17 protein-coding genes are annotated in these 18,948 nt (G+C 60.5%); 13 read left to right on the plus strand and 4 right to left on the minus strand.

The window, feature by feature from the left end:
• Window positions 1-411: 411 nt before the first annotated feature.
• A protein-coding gene (locus ACS5RD_RS14390) for an IS5 family transposase (RefSeq protein WP_489927796.1) occupies window positions 412-1,169 on the minus strand; the annotation gives its coding sequence in 2 pieces (ribosomal slippage) (window positions 412-851 and window positions 851-1,169; 759 coding nt in all).
• A gap of 423 nt (window positions 1,170-1,592) precedes the next feature.
• Here ACS5RD_RS14390 and ilvD point away from each other — a divergent pair.
• Window positions 1,593-3,431 (plus strand): dihydroxy-acid dehydratase, encoded by a 1,839-nt coding sequence (gene ilvD, locus ACS5RD_RS14395; protein WP_489927990.1) that lies wholly within the window; start codon window positions 1,593-1,595, stop codon window positions 3,429-3,431.
• 174 nt (window positions 3,432-3,605) lie between these two features.
• Here the strand turns inward: ilvD and ACS5RD_RS14400 are convergent, their stop codons facing one another.
• Window positions 3,606-4,418: an AraC family transcriptional regulator gene (locus ACS5RD_RS14400; protein WP_489927991.1), complete on the minus strand. Its 813-nt coding sequence runs from the start codon at window positions 4,416-4,418 to the stop codon at window positions 3,606-3,608.
• Between the two features lie 45 nt (window positions 4,419-4,463).
• On the opposite strand from ACS5RD_RS14400, the gene ACS5RD_RS14405 reads away from it, so the two are divergent.
• The gene (locus tag ACS5RD_RS14405) at window positions 4,464-5,876 is read left to right on the plus strand and encodes an SLC13 family permease (RefSeq protein ID WP_489927992.1); all 1,413 of its coding nucleotides are present in this window, start codon (window positions 4,464-4,466) and stop codon (window positions 5,874-5,876) included.
• Here the strand turns inward: ACS5RD_RS14405 and ACS5RD_RS14410 are convergent, their stop codons facing one another.
• On the minus strand, window positions 5,877-6,923 hold the full coding sequence (locus ACS5RD_RS14410) for a LacI family DNA-binding transcriptional regulator (RefSeq protein ID WP_489927993.1): 1,047 nt from the start codon (window positions 6,921-6,923) through the stop codon (window positions 5,877-5,879).
• Window positions 6,924-7,240: 317 nt separating this feature from the next.
• Between ACS5RD_RS14410 and ACS5RD_RS14415 the strand changes: the two genes are divergently transcribed.
• The 11 genes from ACS5RD_RS14415 to ACS5RD_RS14465 all read left to right on the plus strand — a co-directional run bounded on the left by ACS5RD_RS14415 (window position 7,241) and on the right by ACS5RD_RS14465 (window position 18,362).
• On the plus strand, window positions 7,241-8,851 hold the full coding sequence (locus ACS5RD_RS14415) for an extracellular solute-binding protein (protein ID WP_489927994.1): 1,611 nt from the start codon (window positions 7,241-7,243) through the stop codon (window positions 8,849-8,851).
• Between the two features lie 109 nt (window positions 8,852-8,960).
• Window positions 8,961-9,821: a carbohydrate ABC transporter permease gene (locus tag ACS5RD_RS14420; protein WP_054004905.1), complete on the plus strand. Its 861-nt coding sequence runs from the start codon at window positions 8,961-8,963 to the stop codon at window positions 9,819-9,821.
• Window positions 9,818-10,705: a carbohydrate ABC transporter permease gene (locus ACS5RD_RS14425; protein ID WP_489927995.1), complete on the plus strand. Its 888-nt coding sequence runs from the start codon at window positions 9,818-9,820 to the stop codon at window positions 10,703-10,705. The genes ACS5RD_RS14420 and ACS5RD_RS14425 overlap by 4 nt, the downstream gene beginning before the upstream one ends.
• Window positions 10,702-11,793 carry an ABC transporter ATP-binding protein gene (locus ACS5RD_RS14430; protein ID WP_489927996.1) on the plus strand — a complete coding sequence of 364 codons (1,092 nt, stop codon included), beginning with the start codon at window positions 10,702-10,704 and terminating at the stop codon, window positions 11,791-11,793. Before ACS5RD_RS14425 ends, ACS5RD_RS14430 begins: the two co-directional genes overlap by 4 nt.
• Window position 11,794: 1 nt before the next feature.
• Window positions 11,795-12,883, plus strand: coding sequence for an ABC transporter ATP-binding protein (locus ACS5RD_RS14435; RefSeq protein ID WP_489927997.1), 1,089 nt, complete (start codon window positions 11,795-11,797; stop codon window positions 12,881-12,883).
• On the plus strand, window positions 12,880-13,971 hold the full coding sequence (locus tag ACS5RD_RS14440; RefSeq protein ID WP_489927998.1) for a Gfo/Idh/MocA family protein: 1,092 nt from the start codon (window positions 12,880-12,882) through the stop codon (window positions 13,969-13,971). The genes ACS5RD_RS14435 and ACS5RD_RS14440 overlap by 4 nt, the downstream gene beginning before the upstream one ends.
• A 15-nt stretch (window positions 13,972-13,986) precedes the next feature.
• Complete coding sequence (locus tag ACS5RD_RS14445) at window positions 13,987-14,901, plus strand: sugar phosphate isomerase/epimerase family protein (RefSeq protein WP_489927999.1); 915 nt, start codon at window positions 13,987-13,989, stop codon at window positions 14,899-14,901.
• Window positions 14,902-14,952: 51 nt separating this feature from the next.
• Window positions 14,953-16,128, plus strand: a complete 1,176-nt coding sequence (locus ACS5RD_RS14450; RefSeq protein WP_489928000.1) for an aldose 1-epimerase family protein — start codon at window positions 14,953-14,955, stop codon at window positions 16,126-16,128.
• 24 nt (window positions 16,129-16,152) lie between these two features.
• The gene (locus ACS5RD_RS14455) at window positions 16,153-17,253 is read left to right on the plus strand and encodes a fatty acid desaturase family protein (protein ID WP_489928001.1); all 1,101 of its coding nucleotides are present in this window, start codon (window positions 16,153-16,155) and stop codon (window positions 17,251-17,253) included.
• Between the two features lies 1 nt (window position 17,254).
• Entirely contained in the window at window positions 17,255-17,566 is a 312-nt protein-coding gene (locus tag ACS5RD_RS14460) for a MocE family 2Fe-2S type ferredoxin (RefSeq protein WP_489928002.1), read from the plus strand.
• Between the two features lie 4 nt (window positions 17,567-17,570).
• On the plus strand, window positions 17,571-18,362 hold the full coding sequence (locus ACS5RD_RS14465; protein ID WP_489928003.1) for a 3-methyl-2-oxobutanoate hydroxymethyltransferase: 792 nt from the start codon (window positions 17,571-17,573) through the stop codon (window positions 18,360-18,362).
• Here the strand turns inward: ACS5RD_RS14465 and ACS5RD_RS14470 are convergent, their stop codons facing one another.
• A complete protein-coding gene (locus tag ACS5RD_RS14470) occupies window positions 18,363-18,896 on the minus strand; it encodes an FCD domain-containing protein (RefSeq protein WP_489928004.1) in 534 nt (177 codons plus the stop codon). It abuts the gene before it with no gap.
• Between the last annotated feature and the right edge of the window lie 52 nt (window positions 18,897-18,948).

Consider the following 18,948-nt stretch of genomic DNA (forward strand, 5'->3'; position numbering starts at 1 on the left):
ATAGGGGATTGGTGAGGCGGGGGAAGGTCTGGGGGCGACAGGGGGAGGGGTGGATTTGGGGGGGTATGGAGGTTTGGTATCCGCTGCCGTGTTTCTCAGGTTTTCTATGTCTTAGTCATTGCAAGCAAACAACCCGCCCGGATTCAAGGCGCTTTAGCGCCGCCGGGCAGCGCCTGACCGCCCCCACGGGCGGGCGCTTCTGCGCTGTCGCGCTTAGAACTTCTGGGGGATTTGCTGAAGCATAAAGTGCCTAGAACATCTGTGGCTGCGCCCACCCGGCGGTCTGGCGCTGCCCTATGTTGTGCATGTAAAACGCAGTTGAGCTAATAACTTGGCGGACATTGCAAGCAAGTCTTTTCTGAAATACCGTAGTCCCGATTAATGTTGCATAGGGTCCAGACTCATTGATCGTCAAAGCCAGAACAAGACGGTTGCGGCGAGAGCGACGGCGGAGAGGAAGACTTTTGGGCATCTGTCGTAACGTGTTGCCACCCGCCGCCAGTCTTTGAGACGGCCAAACATGATCTCAATCCGATTGCGGCGTTTGTATCGGCGTTTATCGTATTTGACAGGCTTCGCGCGTGACTTCCGGCCGGGGATGCAAGGCGTGATCCCCTTGTTTTTCAGGGCGTCTCGGAACCAGTCGGCGTCATAACCCCGGTCAGCCAGCAGCCACGTCGCTTTGGGTAAGCTGCCCAGTAAGGCCGCAGCGCCGGTGTAATCGCTGACCTGACCTGCGGTCATGAAGAAGCGGATCGGTCGGCCGTTTTCGTCAGTGACGGCATGCAGTTTGGTATTCATGCCACCTTTGGTCCGGCCAATCAGACGACCGCGCCCCCCTTTTTCACCCCAAGGCTTGAAGCCGTGCGGTGCGCCTTGAGATAGGTCGCGTCGATCATCACCGTCTTCGGGACCGCCGCCTCGGAGGCCAACCCTTCCATCATCCGGGCAAAGACGCCCATGTCGCCCCATCGCTTCCAACGGTTGTAAAGCGTCTTCGCCGGGCCGTATTCCTTCGGCGCGTCAGACCAACGCAAGCCATTGCGATTGATGAAGATAATGCCGCTCAAGACCCGACGATCATCGACACGCGGCACCCCGTGGCTCTTGGGAAAGAAGGGTTTAAGTCGAGCCATCTGCTCGTCCGTCAGCCAGTAAAGGTTGCTCATTGCTCAGTCTCCTTGCGGAGCCTGAATCACGGCTGCGTTGCAAAATCAATAGGTCCTGACCCTAGCAATGCTGGCGCAGTCGAGCTCGCAGATATCTGACACTACTTTGGCGTTCCCCTCCTGCCCGGAATCAAGGGCGAAGCCCGCCGGGCCGCGCCCGACCTCCCGCCGGGAGGGCGCGATTGCCAAGGGCACCAGCAGAAGTTCTGGGGGAGTGCTTGAGGCATAAAGTGCGTAGAACTTCTGTTGGCGCGTCCTCCCGAGGTCGGGCGCGGCCCTGTGTTGGTGATCAAAAACTGCACAAATATCGGCCATCACTTGCCTGCGTTTGCGATTGCGCTCTTGAAGCCTGCTTCGGCAAGGGTCAATAAGGGACGCAAGTTTGCGCATCGCTTGCGGCGCGCCATAGCCAGAGGATCAGCCATGCCTGTTTATCGTTCCAGAACCACCACTCACGGCCGCAATATGGCGGGTGCGCGCGGGCTTTGGCGCGCGACGGGGATGAAGGATGGCGACTTTGGCAAGCCAATCATTGCGATTGTGAACTCGTTCACCCAGTTTGTGCCCGGGCATGTGCATCTGAAAGACCTCGGGCAGATGGTGGCGCGCGAGGTCGAGAAGGCGGGCGGTGTGGCGAAGGAATTCAACACCATTGCGGTGGATGATGGCATTGCGATGGGGCATGACGGGATGCTGTATTCGCTGCCCTCGCGCGAGTTGATCGCGGACAGCGTCGAATACATGGTCAACGCCCATTGCGCGGATGCGATGGTGTGCATTTCCAACTGCGACAAGATCACGCCGGGGATGCTGATGGCGGCGATGCGGCTTAACATTCCGGTGGTGTTCGTGTCGGGCGGGCCGATGGAGGCTGGCAAGGTGGTGATCGACGGCAAGGAATTGGCGCTCGATCTTGTCGATGCGATGGTTTCGGCGGCGGATGAAAGCGTGTCGGATGCGGATCTGGCGAAGATTGAGGCAGCGGCTTGCCCGACGTGTGGGTCATGTTCGGGGATGTTTACCGCCAACTCGATGAACTGTCTGACGGAAGCTTTGGGGCTGTCTTTGCCGGGCAATGGCTCGACTTTGGCGACGCATTCGGCGCGGCAGGGGTTGTTCCTTGAGGCGGGGCGGGTGATCGTCGATATCACCAAGCGGCATTATGAGGGCAACGAGAAGGGGCTGTTGCCGCGCGATATTGCCAGCAAGGGCGCGTTTGAAAATGCGATGGCGCTGGATATTGCGATGGGTGGGTCCACCAACACTGTGCTGCACATCTTGGCTGCGGCGCACGAGGGTGGCGTCGATTTCACCATGGCCGACATTGATGCTTTGAGCCGCAAGGTGCCGGTGTTGTGCAAGGTGGCCCCGGCCAAGCAGGACGTTCATATGGAGGACGTGCATCGCGCGGGCGGGATCATGGCGATCTTGGGTCAGTTGGATGCGGCGGGGCTGTTGAACCGCGATTGTCCGACGGTGCATGCGCCGACGTTGGGGGCGGCGATTGACCATTGGGATATTTCGCGCAGCAATCATCCAGAAGTGCGGGAGTTGTTTTTGGCGGCACCGGGTGGGGTTCCGACCCAAGTTGCGTTCAGCCAGAGCCGGAAATGGGCGGAGTTGGATACTGACCGGGCGAAGGGGGTTATTCGTTCGGCGAAGACTCCGTTCTCGAAGGATGGCGGCTTGGCTGTGCTGTCGGGGAACATTGCGCCTGAGGGGTGCATTGTGAAAACCGCGGGGGTGGACGATTCCATTCTGGTGTTCGCAGGCCCGGCGCGGGTGTTTGAATCGCAGAACGCCGCCGTGGAGGCGATCCTGTCGAACTGGATCAAAGAAGGCGATGTGCTGGTGATCCGCTATGAGGGGCCGAAAGGTGGGCCGGGGATGCAGGAGATGCTGTATCCGACCTCGTATCTGAAATCGAAGGGGCTTGGCAAAGCCTGTGCACTGCTGACCGATGGGCGGTTCTCGGGCGGCACTTCGGGTCTGTCGATTGGGCATGTCTCGCCCGAGGCGGCTTCGGGGGGGCTGATTGGCCTGGTGGAAGAAGGCGACCGGATTGAGATCAACATTCCGGCGCGGACCATTCATTTGGCGGTGTCGGAGGCGGATCTGGCGGTACGGCGGGCGGCGCAGGATGCCAAGGGTTGGAAGCCGGTGAAGCCGCGGGCGCGGAAAGTGTCTCAGGCGCTGCGGGCTTATGGGTTGTTTGCGACTTCGGCGGCGACAGGGGCTGTGCGGCGGTTGCCGGGCGAGTAAGGGCGGTTTGCTGCAGGGAGCGCCGGGGGTTTCACACCCCCGGACCCCCGTGGGATATTTGAGCCAAGATGAAAGCAAATTTTAGATAAATTTTAGGGGCTTTCCCGATCTAAACGAGTGCCGCGCCGCTATAGGTTAGTTGTGGCGGCTTTTCGGGGCCTTACTGCGCTGCCGTTACGGCGCGACTGCTTGTTTCAGGAAGCTTTGCGGCGGGGTGCCGAATTCTGCGCGGAAGGCGGCGGTGAAGGCGCTGGGGCTGCGGTAGCCCAGGGCATAGGCGATGGTGGCGCTGCTTTGGCCGCGCGTCAGCCGTTCAATGGCGAGCAGAAGGCGCTGGCGGGCGCGCCATTGGCGGTAGCTGAGGCCGGTTTCGGCGCGGAATAGACGCTCTAGGGTGCGGGAGCTGGCGGCGGTGCTGCGGGCGAGGTCGGGCAGCGGGCTTGGATCATCAGGATGGTTGATCAGGTGGCGGGTTAGACGCACAAGGCGGGGGTCGTGGCCGCCAGGCAGATGCAGCGGGGCTTCGGGCAGGGTTTCGATCTCATCGGCGATCACAGCACACAGGCGCAGCAGGCGGGGCGAGAAGGCTGCGGTGGTGTCGTCACCGTGCAGCCGCAGGATCAGCGCGCGCATCAGCGGAGTGAGGGTGAGGACGGCACAGGTCTGGTTGGTGGTGCGCAGGGGCAGCGCGGGGTCGATGTAGAGGTTGCGGATATCGGTTTCAGTATCCGATTGCACCTGATGCGGAACATCGCCGGGGATCCAGACGGCGTGGCTGGGCGGCACGATCCATGTGGCATCGGCGGCACGGATGCGCAACACGCCCCGCAGCGCCCACAGCAGTTGCGCGCGGGGATGATGGTGCGGGGCGATGCCGTCTTGGGGACGCATGGTGCGGCCATAGGCGAGGATTGGCCGGGTAGCGTCCAGCAGGAAGCCAGTGGCACTGGGGGTGTGGTTTGGCGTATGAGCGACATGTTCTGGCATCATGGTGGTCTAACGCATTATCGCGGTTTCGGCTAGGGTGGCTGCATGAGCAATGTGGAGCGAGCGATGCAGCGGGTTGGGTTTACGGTGAAACAGGGGATGGTGGCGGCTCTGGTTGTTGGGGCGTTGGCGTTGGCGCTGCTGCCGCCTGCGGGGTTGACTGCGGCGCAGGCGCGGATTCTCGCGGTGGTGCTGGTGACGCTGGGGTTTTGGGCCAGTGGCGTGGTGCCGAATTACTTCGCCAGCCTGATCTTGTTTGCGGTGGTGTTGGTGTTTGGCCTCGCCCCGGCGGATTTGGTTTTCTCGGGGTTCAGTTCAACCGCCGTGTGGCTGATCATTTCGGGCTTTGTGATTGGGGCAGCGATCAGTGCCTCGGGGTTGGGGGTGGTGCTGGCGCGGGTGTTGGGGCCTGTTCTGGATGGCAGTTATGCGCGGATGATCTTTGGGCTGACGTTGGTGGCGATGGCTTTGGGCTTCATCATGCCGTCTTCGGTGGGGCGTGCGGTGGTGCTGGTGCCGATTGGTATGGCCTTGGCCGCGCGGGCGGGGTTTCAGCCGGGGTCAAATGGGCGGATTGGCATTGCGGTGACGTTGGCGATTGCCTGCAACATGCCGAGTTTTGCGATTCTGCCCGCGAATATCCCGAATATGGTGCTGTCGGGGGCGGCGGAGACGATCTACGGCGCGCATTTTGGCTATACGGCCTATCTTTGGCTGCATTATCCGGTGCTGGGGGTGGTGAAATCGGCGCTGACCGCGTGGTTGGTGTTGCGGATGTTTCCGGCGGAGGTGGCCCCGCATGTGGTGGAATCTGCGGCGGCTTTGGCCCCGGCCAATAGATCGGCCCAAGCGCGGGTGGCGGGCGTGTTGCTGGTGACACTGGGGCTGTGGATGACGGATTCCGTGCATGGGGTGAATGCGGCTTGGGTCGGGCTTGCTGCGGCTGTGGTGTTGCTGAGCCCCGGTTTTGGCGTGGTGTCGACGGCGGCGTTCAAGGCTGCGGTGGATTTCGGGCTGCTGTTGTTCGTGGCGGGGGCGCTGGCGGTGGGGGCTTTGGTCAACAGCTCGGGTCTTGGCGCGTTGATCGGGCAGGGCTTGCAGAGCGTTTTGCCTTTGCATCCGGGTGGGACGGCGGTGAACTTCGCCTCGTTGTCGCTGATGTCGATGCTAACCGGGTTGGTGACCACGGTGCCGAGCGTGCCTTCGGTGTTGACGCCGATGGCGCAGGATTTGGCGGGGGCGAGCGGGTTTAGTCTGGAGGCGGTGCTGATGACGCAGGTGGTAGGTTTCTCGACCGTGCTGCTGCCGTATCAGGTGGCGCCTTTGGTGGTGGCGATGCAGCTTTCGGGCGAAAAGCTGGGGGCTTTGGCGCGGGTTTTGTGGCGCTTGGCGGTGGTGACGGTGGTGGTGCTGTTGCCGCTGGATTATCTGTGGTGGCGGGTCTTGGGTTGGATCTGATCACTCGTCGGGCAGGTTTTCGCGCAGCACCAGTTGCAGGCGGGGCGGGATGTAGGTGTAGGGCTGGTTGCAGGCGGCGGCGGCGAGCAGGTTGAGGGCCTCGCGCGCCTCAACACGGGGGTTCTGGTCAATCACCGCATCCACCGTGCCATCCAGCAGGAAGGCCTTGTTGCTTTCGGTGGCCTCGTGGCAGACGAACACCACGCGATGCTCCAGCCCACGGGCGCGCAGTTCGGTGGCGATGCCAGAGGTGCCGCCGCCGACGTTGTAGATCGCGGCGAGGTCGGGGTGTTGGTTGAGCAAAGCGCTGGTTTCCGCCTGCGCGCGCTGGCGGTCGTCCATGATCTCGCGCAGTTCCAGAATTTGGATATGCGGGAATTCTTCGCGCAGGATGTGGCGGAAGCCCATCTCACGTTCCTCATGGCCGCGATAGGCGAGCGAGCCTGCGAACAGGGCGGCTTTGGCGGGTTGGCCTGCGGGCAGCAGGCGGCCCATCAGTTGCCCGGCCAGCCGCCCGGCTTGGCGGTTGTCGATGCCGACATAGGCAAGGCGGGGGACATTTTGGATATCGGTGGCAAGGGTCAGCACTTGCGTGCCGCTTTGGCTGAGGGTGCGGATCGCTTCGCGCACGAGGGGGTGGTCTTGCGCGATCAGGCCGACGCCCGCGACTTGGCCGCGCAGCGCGAGGAGGTGGGCTGCGACGGTTTGTGGGTTAAAGCCCTCGATGCGTTCGATTTTGACACTTAGATCGGGGCGCGCGGCGGCGCTGATCTCGATCTGGCGGTGCAGGGCGTTGATGAAAGCGTTGGTGCCTGCGGGCAAAAGGAAAGCGAGGTCAATCTGGGCGATATGGCTCGGGCGGTCAGGCGTCTCGGTGTCCGCGATGTAGCCCAAGCGCCGCGCGGTTTGCAAAACCACCTCACGCGTGCGTGCGCGGACACCGTCACGGCCATTTAACACCCGATCCACCGTGGCGGAGGAGACATTGGCCTCGCGGGCAACGTCATGCAGGGTGGCACGCGGCGGCGTCGGGTTTTGAGTGTTCATGCGTTTTGGGTCGCTTTGGTTGGGTTTGTTCTTAGTGCCATTGAAAAAGTGATCTGTAAATGATGTATTTTGATTGATTTGCGATGGAGGAACGCGAAGCTGAAGATATTCTGCTGATGTGCGGATGGGCGGCATTTTTTGGTAATATTGCGACATATCAAGGATATGCAGGGTGATCTCTGTGATGGGCACCGCTTTCTTGGCCGGTTCCGCCATCAATTTGCAGCTTTATGATGTTGACGAAATGATTTATATAATCATAAAACATCATTAAGGCGCATCAACGCATGGGCTTTGCTGTCTTGGGAGGGACACATATGGATCACACAGGTCGCATCTCGCGGCGTCAGTTACTGACGAGCGGCGGTAAACTGGCTGTTTATGGCGCGGCGATTGGCATCGCACCCCGCTTTATCCGCCCGGCGCGGGCCGAGGGCGCGGATGCGCTGGCGCAAGGGATGATTGGTGGTCCGACCGGGTTTCCGGGGGCAGAGCGCTATCAGTACGGGCCGGATACGCCGGAAGGTCGGGCGGTTGAGGCGGTGAAGGCGCTGAAAGGCGCGGGGAAAGCGCCCGCCAAGATCGTGATGGCTTTGTCGGATGGCTCGATCGGGCAGTTGACACAGCCGTTCCCGGCAGGCGCGCCGTCGATCAAGGATCTGTGGGAGAAGGAAACCGGGATCACGCTGGAGATTGTCGGGCTGCCGAACGGGCAGGAATTTACCAAGACGATGCAGGATATTTCCACTTCTGGTGGGGCCTATGACATCTATTCGACCGATTGGAACCGTCTGGGCGATCTGGCGGAATCCGGCGGCATTGCCAAGCTCGATGATTATGTCGAAGCGCATAAACCTCAGTGGGATGATCCTGAGCGCGGCTATGTCAACGGCGCGCAGGGCGTGGCTCTGCTGAACCAATATCGCGGTTCGACTTATGGCGTCAGCTTGGATGGCGATTTCCAGACTTGGGTGTATCGCACCGATCTGTTTGGTGATGCGACCGAGCAGGCGGCGTTCAAGGACAAATACGGCTACGATCTGGCGCCGCCAAAGACGTGGAAGCAACATTCAGATGTGGCGGCGTTTTTCCAGCGGCCGGATAAGGGGCTGTTCGGCTCGACCGATCTGCGCAATCAGGGCTGGGGTTATACCAACTGGTATCAGCGCTTTACCTCGATGGCCTCGCCGAACCAGTTCCTGTTTGGTGATGATGGCGTGCCGCTGATCAATTCCGAGAACGGGGTGGCGGCGACGCAGGCCTATATCGACAGCCTGTCGCACCACTCGCCGGATGCGATCAGCTGGGGCTGGCCGGAGCAGTATGGCAACTTCGCTTCTGGTGGCGCTGCGATGACTTGCGCGTTTTCCAACCTGCCGAAGTTCTTGGATAATGCGGGCAATACTGGCTCGACCGTGACGGGCAAGATTGGCTCGATGCTGCCGCCGGGGACGGAAGTGGATGGCAAGATCGTCAGCCGTTCGGTGCTGTGGTTCAGCCTGACGGGGATGGTTTCGTCGCAATCGGAATACCCGGAAGTGGCGTACTTGTTGCTGCAATGGCTGGGCTCGGCGCGGATATATTCGTGGATGACGGCCAATCCGGGCGGCTACTTCGACCCGTTCTCTCTGAACGATTTCGCCGATCCGCTGGTGCGGGAAACCTATCACGCCTACCATATGGACAATGTGCGCGAGACGGTGGCGCGCACGGTGCCGTCGATCAACTATCCGGGGGCGACCGCGTTCCACAATGCGCTGGATGAGAACCTGATGGCTTCGTTGACCGGGGCCAAGACGGCGGCGCAGGCGATGGCGGATACGGCGGATGCTTGGGCGAAGATCACCCGGCGGACGGGTGAGGAGAAGATTATCGAGGCGATTAAGGCCAACAAGGCAGCTTGGCCGACGGTGCTTGATCCGGTTTAAGGCTCTCCCGTCTTAACCTGATCTAATGGTGGCTTGCGGAGAACCGCAAACCACCTTGGTCGGCGCGGACCCTGCGCGCCGACCAATCCTTTGAATTTTTGGAAGTAAAATGACCCGCTCGCTGGCCTTTGAGGCATTTCGATACACGATGATTTTGCTGGCGGTGGCCGTCACGCTGATCCCGATCCTGTGGATGGCGTCGATGGCGTTCAAGCCGATCCCGGAATGGCAGGCGACCGGGGCGGCGCTGACGTGGTGGCCGAAAGCCCCGACTTTGGACAATTTCCGCTATGTGTTCGGCGTCAGCAATTCTGATCTGATCGTGGCATTGGATCGCACCGCGTTGAAGCCGATTTTGGCGTCTTTCCTGTCGGCGGGCATCGGCACTGTGATCGCGATGACGGCGGGGACGGCGGCGGCTTATGGGCTGTCGCGGTTTGGCTCGGGTGGCAATTTGCCGTTGGCGCTGGTGCAGTTGCGGCTGTTTCCGCCGATGGCGGTGATGACCCCGGTGATGATCATGTGGGCGTTTTTCAACATGACCGATACCTGGTGGGGGCTGGCGCTGGTCTATGGGATCGTCACTTTGCCCTTCGCGTTCTGGCTGATGAAAACCTTTTTCGACGACATGCCGAAAGAGATTGAGGAAGCGGCTTTGGTGGAAGGCTGTAGCCGCGCACGGGTGTTCTGGCGGATCACCCTGCCGATGATGCGCGCGCCTTTGGCCTCGGCGGCGCTGTTTGTGTTCATCCTGAATTGGTCGGATTACCTGATCGCTTTGCTGCTGACGACGCGGGAATGGGTGACGATTCCGGTCTATATGGCCTCGCTTTCCTCATCCATGACCGGGCAGCTTTATGGCGCGAAGGCCGCGTTGGGGCTGATGGCGGCGGTGCCTCCGGTGGTGTTGGGCGTGCTGATCCAGAAACATCTGGTGCGCGGATTGACGTTTGGAGCGTTGAAGCAATGAAGGACGAATCCGCACGTTTGGGCTTCCGGCTGACACTGCCTGCGCAGGTGCTGGTGCTGTTCATCTCGGTATTTCCGCTGCTGATGCAGGCCTATATCTCGCTGACCGATTGGTCGCCTTTGTCGGGGCAATCTTGGCCGCAAGCGTGGCAGTTTTGGAACACCTTCGCCAATTATAGCGACCTTCTGGGCGATAGTCGGTTGTGGGCGGCGCTGGGGCGCACGGCTTTGGTGATGGCGGTTTGCGTGCCGATTGAGTTCATGCTGGGGCTTGGGTTGGCGACGCTGTTCATGGATGATTTCCGGGGCAAGCGGGTGTTCTATTCGATCCTGATCATGCCGATGATGGTGGTGCCAGCGGTGGCGGGCTACATGTTTTTCATGCTGTTCCAGTCGGGCGGCCCGGTGAATGACATTCTGGCGATGTTCACGGGGTCGCCGGTGACAATTGCTTGGCTGTCTGATCCGAACCTTGCTTTGGTTGCGGTGATGGTGGCGGACATCTGGCAATGGACGCCGCTGATGTTCTTGATCTTGCTCGCAGGTTTGGTGGGCGTGCCGGAGGATCAGGTGCGGGCGGCGACCTTGCTCGGGGCCAATCCGTTGCAGCGGTTTACCTCGATTGTGTTGCCGAGGATGAAGACGATCATTGGCATCGCGCTGGCGATCCGGGTGATCGAGTGTTTCAAGATTTTTGATACGCTGTTCATCATGACCGGCGGCGGGCCGGGTGTGGCGACCGAAACCATCAGCGTTTACATCTATAAAATCGCCACCCAAGACCTGATCTGGGGCTATGTCGCGGCGATTGCTTTGGCGATCCTGATCGTGCTGTCGGTGGTCTGTGTCTGGGCCTTGAAACGTATGGCGAGGGTGCGGGCATGAGCATGATCCGGCTGGAACATCTGGTGAAACGCTTCGGCGCCTTTACCGCGCTGAAGACGATGGATCTGACGATTGCGGATGGCGAGTTCGTGGCGCTGCTGGGGCCGTCGGGCTGCGGCAAATCCACCACGATGAACATGATCGCGGGGATGGAGGTGCCGTCTGAGGGGCGGATTCTGTTCGGGGACCGCGATATGGCTGGGGTGCCGATGGGGCGGCGCGGCGTGGGGTTCGTGTTTCAGAACTACGCGATTTTCACCCATATGACGGTGCGGCAGAACCTGTCTTACGGTCTGCGTGCGACGCGCAGGCCTGCCGATGAGGTGGCGCGGCGGACCAATGCGATGGCCGAATTGTTGCAACTGACGCCGATGCTGGATCGTCCCGCGGCGGGACTGTCGGTGAACATCCTGCAGCGGGTGGCGATTGGGCGTTCGGCGATCATGGAGCCTGCGATTTTCCTGCTGGATGAGCCTTTGTCAAATGTCGATGCGGCGTTTCGGGCGGTGATGCGGACCGAGTTGAAGGGGCTGCAACGCAGCTTCAAGCAGACCATGGTGTATGTGACGCATGACCAGTTGGAAGCGATGACGATGGCCGACCGGATTGCGGTGATGGACCATGGCGTGTTGCAGCAGGTGGGCACGCCGCTGCAGATTTATAACGATCCGGCGAACCTGTTTGTGGCGCGGTTTATTGGCTCGCCGGGAATGAACCTGTTGCACGGGCGTCCGACAGAGGTGGCCGGGCAGATGGCGATTGATCTGGGAGCTTTGGGGCATTCGCTGCCTTTGGCACCGGAGCAGGCGGCTGCGGCGCGACGGGCCAAGGGGGATGTGGTGTTCGGGTTTCGGCCAGAGCAGGCGGCGCGGGTTTCCGAAGGGCAGGGCATGGCGATGCCGATCAGCTTTGTCGAACGCATCGGCGCGCGGACGATTTTGCATCTGGGCGACGGGGCGGCCAGCGCGAAGACGGTGTTTGAGAATGACACTGGGTTTGAAATGGGGCGGGCGTTGCATTTCGCGCCGCATCCAAGTGCGGTGCGGTTGTTCGATGCCGCATCCGGTGTTGCTTTGAGGGGGCAATAACATGGCCGAGATTGCCTTTCGCAATGTGACCAAGCGCTATGGTGCCACTTTGGCGGTGGATGACGCGAGTTTCACCGTGGCCGATAATGAGTTCTTTTGCTTTTTCGGGCCGCCGTTGTCGGGGAAAAGCACGATCCTGCGGCTGATCTTGGGGTTGGAGAAGCCGGATAGCGGTGAGATTTTGATTGACGGTAAAGCCGTCAACGAGGTGTCGCCAGCGGCGCGGAATATCGCGATGGTATTCCAGAATTTGGCTTTGTTTCCGCATATGACGGCGGCGGATAACGTGCGGTTTCCGTTGGTGGAGCGGCGCGAAGCGCCTGCGAAGATTGAGGCGCGACTGAAGGATGCGGCGGAGAAGCTGCATATTGGCCATATCCTGCACAAGATGCCGGGGCAGCTTTCGGGCGGCGAGCGGCAAAGGGTGGCGATTGCGCGGGCCTTGGTGCGCGATCCGGCGGCCTATCTGATGGATGACCCGATCTCGGCACTGGATGCGCGGCTGCGTGAGGAAACTCGGGTGGAGTTGAAGCGCATCCAGCGCGAGGCGGGGCGGACGCTGATTTATGTCACGCATGATCAGGAGGAAGCCATGTCGGTGGCCGACCGGATGGCCATTCTGGAGCATGGCGCGATCCGGCAGATTGGGCGGCCAGTTGAGATTTATGACCATCCGGCAACGACTTATGTGGCGCGGTTTCTCGGTAGCCCGGTGATGAATATTCTGCCTGTGCAGGCGACAGGCGCGGGGTTGGAGGCCGCGGCTGGGGCTTTGCAAGTGGCCGCTGGGGCGCAGGCGGGAATTGCCGAACTGGGGCTGCGACCGGAGGATTTGCAGGTTTCCGTTTGGGAGGGTGGCGCGGGGGTGCCTGCGACGGTGGCCGAAGTGGAGCCTTTGGGCGGCTATACCGTGGTGACTTTGACCGCTGGGGCGCAGCCGTTGCGGGCGATGCTGCGCGGGCAGCCGGATATTCGGGTGGGCGCGCTGGTCGGCCTTGGCTGTGATCCGGCGCGGGTGATGTATTTCGGGGCGGGCGGAGAGGCGCTGCCCCGAACGGGCGGAAATTCCTTGGGAGGGGATAGACAATGAGCGACGCATTGGGGTTTCAGCCCGATCCGGTGGTGCGGACCAATGATCTGGTGATCGGTTGCATTGGGGCTGGCATGATCATGGCGGAGTGCCATTTGGCGGCTTACCACGAGGCCGGCTTTAAGGTTGGCGCGATTGCCAGCCGGACTGAAAGCAAGGCCGCTGCGGTGGCCAAGCGCTGGGGGATTGCCAAGGTTCATGCGACGCCGGAGGCGCTGATTGCGGACCCCTCTATTGAGATTTTGGACATTGCCTATCCGCCGGATCAACAGCCTGCGCTGATTTATGCCGCGCTTAAGCAGCCGCATATCAAGGCGATTTTGGCGCAAAAGCCGCTGGCTTTGACGTTGGCCGATGCGATTGCCTTGCGTGATGCGGCGGCGCAGGCGGGCAAGGTTCTCAGCGTCAATCAGAACATGCGCTATGACCAGTCGATGCGGGTGCTGAAGCAGATCATTGATCGCGGCGATCTTGGAGAAATCGTGTTTGCCCAGATCGACATGCACGCGATCCCGCATTGGCAGGGGTTTCTGTCGGATTATGATCGGCTGACGCTGGCGAATATGTCGGTGCATCATCTGGATGTGCTGCGGTTTTTGTTTGGCGAACCCACTGAAATCACCACGCAGACCCGCAAAGACCCGCGCACGACGTTTGAACATTCGGACGGGATTACGGTGTCGACGCTGCGGTTTGAATCTGGGGTTTTGGCGGTCAGTCTGGAGGATGTGTGGTCCGGCCCGCGTGCTGAGGGGTACGAGAATGACCAGAGCATTACTTTTCGGGTGGAGGGCACCGCAGGGGTTGCCAAGGGGTCTATCGGTTGGCCAACCGGGACGGCTTCGACGCTGAGCTATGCCTCGCAAACCGCGACGGGCGGCAAATGGGTGACGCCGACATGGGACAGCATGTGGTTCCCGCAGGCTTTCATCGGGGTGATGGAGCAGCTGCAACATGCGGTGAAAACCGACACGGCCCCGGCGCTTTCGGTGGCCGATAACGTCAAAACGGTTGCGCTGATCGAGGCCGGGTATCGGTCTATCGCAGAGGGACGCACCGTTAAATTGTCTGAAATTTCAACGAACTGAGGGAGGAACTTCACCATGATGCAACTGGGTATTTTTTCGGGGTATTTCCCCTATGGCTTGGAAGAGTCGGCTAAGAAAATCCGCAGCCACGGCTTTAACACCGTGCAGTTGGACCTACATTTCAAGGATATTGACCTGAGCCACGGCAACCTGACGGCGGCGAACTGCAAGAAAGTGCGCGACACGTTCCGCGCGTATGATCTGCCGATCAGCTGCATCTCGGGCTATACCAACATCATCCACCCCGATCTGGCGCATCGGAAGGCCAATGTGGACCGCTTGAAGGATATCATCCGCAACGCGCGCGCGCTGGGGACGCCCTATGTAATCTCGGAAACGGGCACCTACAACACCGAATCCGAATGGATGTCGGACCCGAAGAACAAGACCGAGGAAGGCTTTGACGTCTGCCGCAAGATCATCGCCGAACTGGCGCAGGAAGCCTATGACCACGGCGCGATGTTCCTCTTGGAAACCTATGTGAACAATGTGGTGGGCTCGGTTGAAGAAACTGTCAAGATGTTCGCGCAGGTCGATCATCCGGGGTTGGGCTTGTTGATGGACCCGACCAACTACTTCGAGTCGCACAACATTGATAACATGGACGGTATTTTGCATCAGGTGTTCGACACGTTGTCGGACAAGATCAAGATTGCGCATGCCAAGGATGTGGCGCGGGCGGGCGATGATAAGTCAGAGAAGCACGCCGATATCGGCGATGATGATGCTTTGGCCTCGCATACCTTCCGCGGTGTGGGCGAGATCGTGCTGAACGCGCCGGGGACGGGGTCGCTGAACTACGATCTTTACCTGCAACTGCTGGCGAAAAAGCACCCGAACATTCCGATGATCGTCGAGCATCTGGACGAGGCGGATGTGCCGCGCTCGAAGGCGTTCATGGACGGAAAATTCGCGGCCCACGGGGTTTGAGATCAAGCGGGCGGCGCCATGACGCGCCGCCCGGTTTTGCAGGAGGTCACTGTGCCGCAGCTTTTCGGACAGACATTGACGCGGCAAGACATTGCCGCGCGGGCGGGAAACTCGTCGCAATTTGCGGGCGTGCGGCTGATGACGCTGGGCGACGGCGTGGAACGTGGGCTGCGGATTCTGGAGTTTCGCACAGGGTCGGGCTTGCGGTTTACCGTTTTGGTGGACCGCGCGATGGATATTGCCGAGGTCGAACATCAGGGCCGCGCGGTTGGCTGGCATTCGGCGGCGGGGTTTCGGCATCCGGGGTTGCATGATGCGGAAGGCGAGGGCGGCTTCGCTTGGGCGCGCAGTTTCTCGGGGTTTCTGGTGACCTGTGGGTTGGATCATATTCTGGGGCCAGAGGTGGTTTCGACCGAGAGTTACAATTATCCGGGGCGCAAGACGGCCAGTCATGGCTTGCATGGTCGGGTGTCTGCGATCCCGGCGCGGTTGACGGGGTATGGTGAGGCTTGGGACGGCGACGCTTGCGTGCTGTGGGCCGAGGGGGTGGTTTCTCAGGCCACGGTGTTTGGCGAAAATCTGGTGCTCTATCGCCGGATTGAGGCCGATGTGGGTGGCGATGAAATTCGGCTGTCTGACCGCGTGGTGAATGAGGGGTTCCTCAAAACGCCGCATATGATGTTTTACCATATCAACATCGGCCATCCGGTGTTGGAGGAGGGCGCGCGGTATCTGGCTCCGATCAAGGACGTGGTCTGGGCCGCGCATGAGGGGCGGTACCGCGCGCAGGAGGTGGGATATCAACGCGCGCCAGCACCCAGCAATGGCTTTGCCGAGCAGGTTTGGCAGCATGAGATGGGCGCTAATCCTGAGGGAGAGGTGCCTGTCGCTTTGGTGAATGATCGCATTGGCTTAGGGATCGAAGTTACCACGAAAAAAGAACAACTCCCCTGCGCCTATCAATGGCAATACTACCAGTCCGGCGCTTATGTGATGGGGATTGAGCCCTCGACCCATCATGTTCTCGGCAACCAAGCCGCGCGCGATCGGGGCGAGATGATCTGGCTGGGGCCGCAGGAGGCGCGGCAGTATCAGACCCGCTTCAAGGTGTTGGATGGGGCCGAACAGATCGCCAGATCCGAAGCCGCCATCCGCGCCATCGCGGCGCAGCCTGACGAAGATTTCCCCACGCCCTCTGGCCAGTTTCCGCACCTAAGCGGTCGCTGAGGGCTAAAGACGAAGGACCATGCCATGAGCATTTTCACCCGCATTTATGCCCCGCGCGACTATAGCTTGACCGGGGAAAGCCGCGCCCATGCCGAGGAAATCGGTCTGGCTTCGGCGGAATGGTATCATTCAGACGTGCCGCGCAAAGAGATGAAGGCGTTGATGCAACGCTCGGACGGCCCTGCAATCCGCGATACGGTGATCTGGCTGGGGCTGTTGGTTTTGACCGGGATTGGCGGTAGCGTTTTGTGGGGGACGTGGGCCTGCGTGCCGTGTTTCTTCGTCTACGGACTGCTTTATGGCTCGGCCTGCGACAGCCGCTGGCACGAGGCGGGGCATGGCACGGCGTTCAAGACGCCGTGGATGAATGATGTGGTCTATCAGATCGCCAGTTTCATGGTGATGCGCAACCCGACCACCTGGCGGTGGAGCCATGCGCGGCATCACACCAATACGATTATCGTCGGGCTAGACCCGGAAATCGGCTTCATGCGGCCACCGCGTATTGTGATGGCAGCGCTGAATTTCATCGGGATTCCGTTTATTTTCTACGATCTGCGCACGCTGGCGCGGCATGCTTTTGTTGGGCTGAATGAGGGCGAGAAGACCTATATCCCGGAATCCGAACGCCACAAGGCGGTTTTCTGGGCGCGGCTGCACATGGCGATTTATGCCGCGACGATCCTGCTGGCGCTTGGCTTGCGGTCTTGGTTGCCGTTGATACTGATCGGTGGGCCGCGGATTTATGGTTGCTGGCATATGTATATGACCGGGCTGATCCAGCATGGCGGATTGGCGGAAGATGTGGTGGATCACCGTTTGAACTCGCGCACCGTGTATATGAACCCGGTCAGCCGCTGGCTGTATTGGAACATGAATTACCACGTCGAACACCACATGTTTCCGATGGTGCCCTATCACGCGCTGCCGCGTTTGCATGAGGCGATCAAGCATGATCTGCCCGCGCCGAACCCGTCGATTTACGCGGCATATGTCGAGATGACGCGCGCGTTGCTGCGGCAGCGCAAAGATCCCACCCATTATGCGCGTAAGGCGCTGCCCGCGACGGCGCGGCCCTACCGCGATGAGTTCCATGAGATTGAAATTGCCAGAGAAGGGGTCTGACATGGCCTGGATTGATGCCTGCGGTGTGGATGACATCGACGCAGAAGACCTGATCCGGTTTGATCATGGCGGGGAAACCTATGCGATCTATCACGCGCCGGACGGCACGTTTCACGCCACGGACGGGCTTTGCACGCATGAACAGGTGCATCTTTGCAATGGTTTGGTGGATGGCGACACGATTGAGTGCCCCAAGCACAACGGACGATTTAACTATCGCACGGGGGCGGCTTTGCGGGCTCCGGTTTGCATTGATCTGAAGCGGCACCCCGTTCGAGTGGTGGGCGACCGCGTTGAAATTGAATTGGGATAGAGCCATGCGCAAGAAACCAACGGTTGCCGATCTGCGGGCGAAAAAGGGCAAAGGTCAGTTGACCATGCTGCGGCTGTTCACGCTGGAGGAAGCGGCGGCGGCTGAGGAGGCGGGGATTGATGTGGTGTCGGTGCCGCCCGAGTTGGTGACGCAGCCGGATTATCGGAAGGTCGCCCCCAGCTTGTTTTCGATGACCGGGGTGGATCACCGCTCGGCTGGCACGCGCGAGGATTATCTGCGGTTTTCGGGGCAAATGCTGAATGCGGGCGCGGATGCGATCTATTGCTCGGGCAGTTTGGCGACGGTGCGGTTTCTTGCGGACGAGCATATTCCGGTGGTCGGTCATGTCGGTCTTGTGCCGTCGCGTAATACTTGGACCGGGGGATTTAAGGCTGTCGGCAAAACCGCTGCGACGGCGGTGGCGCTGCTGGCCGAGATGCAGGCTTACGAGGCAGCGGGGGCGTTTGCGGTGGAGATTGAGGTGGTTCCGGTCGAGGTTGCCACCGAGATCAGCCGTCGGGTGAACATCCTGCTGTGGTCGATGGGGGCGGGGGCGGGGTGTGATATGCAGTATCTGTTCTCGGAAGACATCCTTGGCGAAAACCGGGGCCATCTGCCGCGCCATGCCAAGGTGTATCGCAACTTCGCCGCCGAATTTGATCGGTTGCAGCAGGAGCGGATCGCGGCTTACCGGGAATTCATTGCCGATGTGGCCTCGGGGGCTTACCCCGAGCCTCAGCATGTTGTGGCGATGAATCCGACCGAGATGGCGGCGTTTCTGCGCAAGATCGCCTGATCACATAAAGCCGATATTGCGCTGAATCGCCGCGTGCAGATGCGCTTGCAGGGCTGCCTCTGCCGCATCCGCATGGCGGCGGGTGCAGGCATTCAGGATCTCCATATGTTCGCGCAGGGTACGCAGGATGATCGGTGCGGTGAATTTTCGGTCCAGCCGTAGCAGGCGCAGGTAGTTCATCATCCGGCGATAGCTTATATCTATCAAAGGGTTCTGCATGATGCCGGTCACTGAGGCGTGCATCAGTTGCTCGACCGCATCGACCTCGGTCAGATCGTCGGGGGTGACGCCATGTGCTTCGATCTGCGCGATCAGGGCGGTGTGGCGGGTGGTGAGGGTTTCCAGTAGGGACTCGTCGGCGTTCTCGGCGAACACCCGGACGGCGGCGCGTTCGATGATGCTGCGGAATTGATAGGTGGCGTGGGTCAACTCCAGCCCCGGCCGCACGAATTGGATACCCGAGCGCGGGTGGATGGTCAGCACGCCTACGGCTTCCAGCATGTCAATCGGCGTGCAAAACTGGCTCTGACTCAATCTTGATGCACCTTTTCTGGCTCGACATGTTGTGATGGCTTCGGGAGGAACA

The sequence above is a fragment of the Cypionkella sp. PAMC25878 genome (assembly GCF_058135695.1).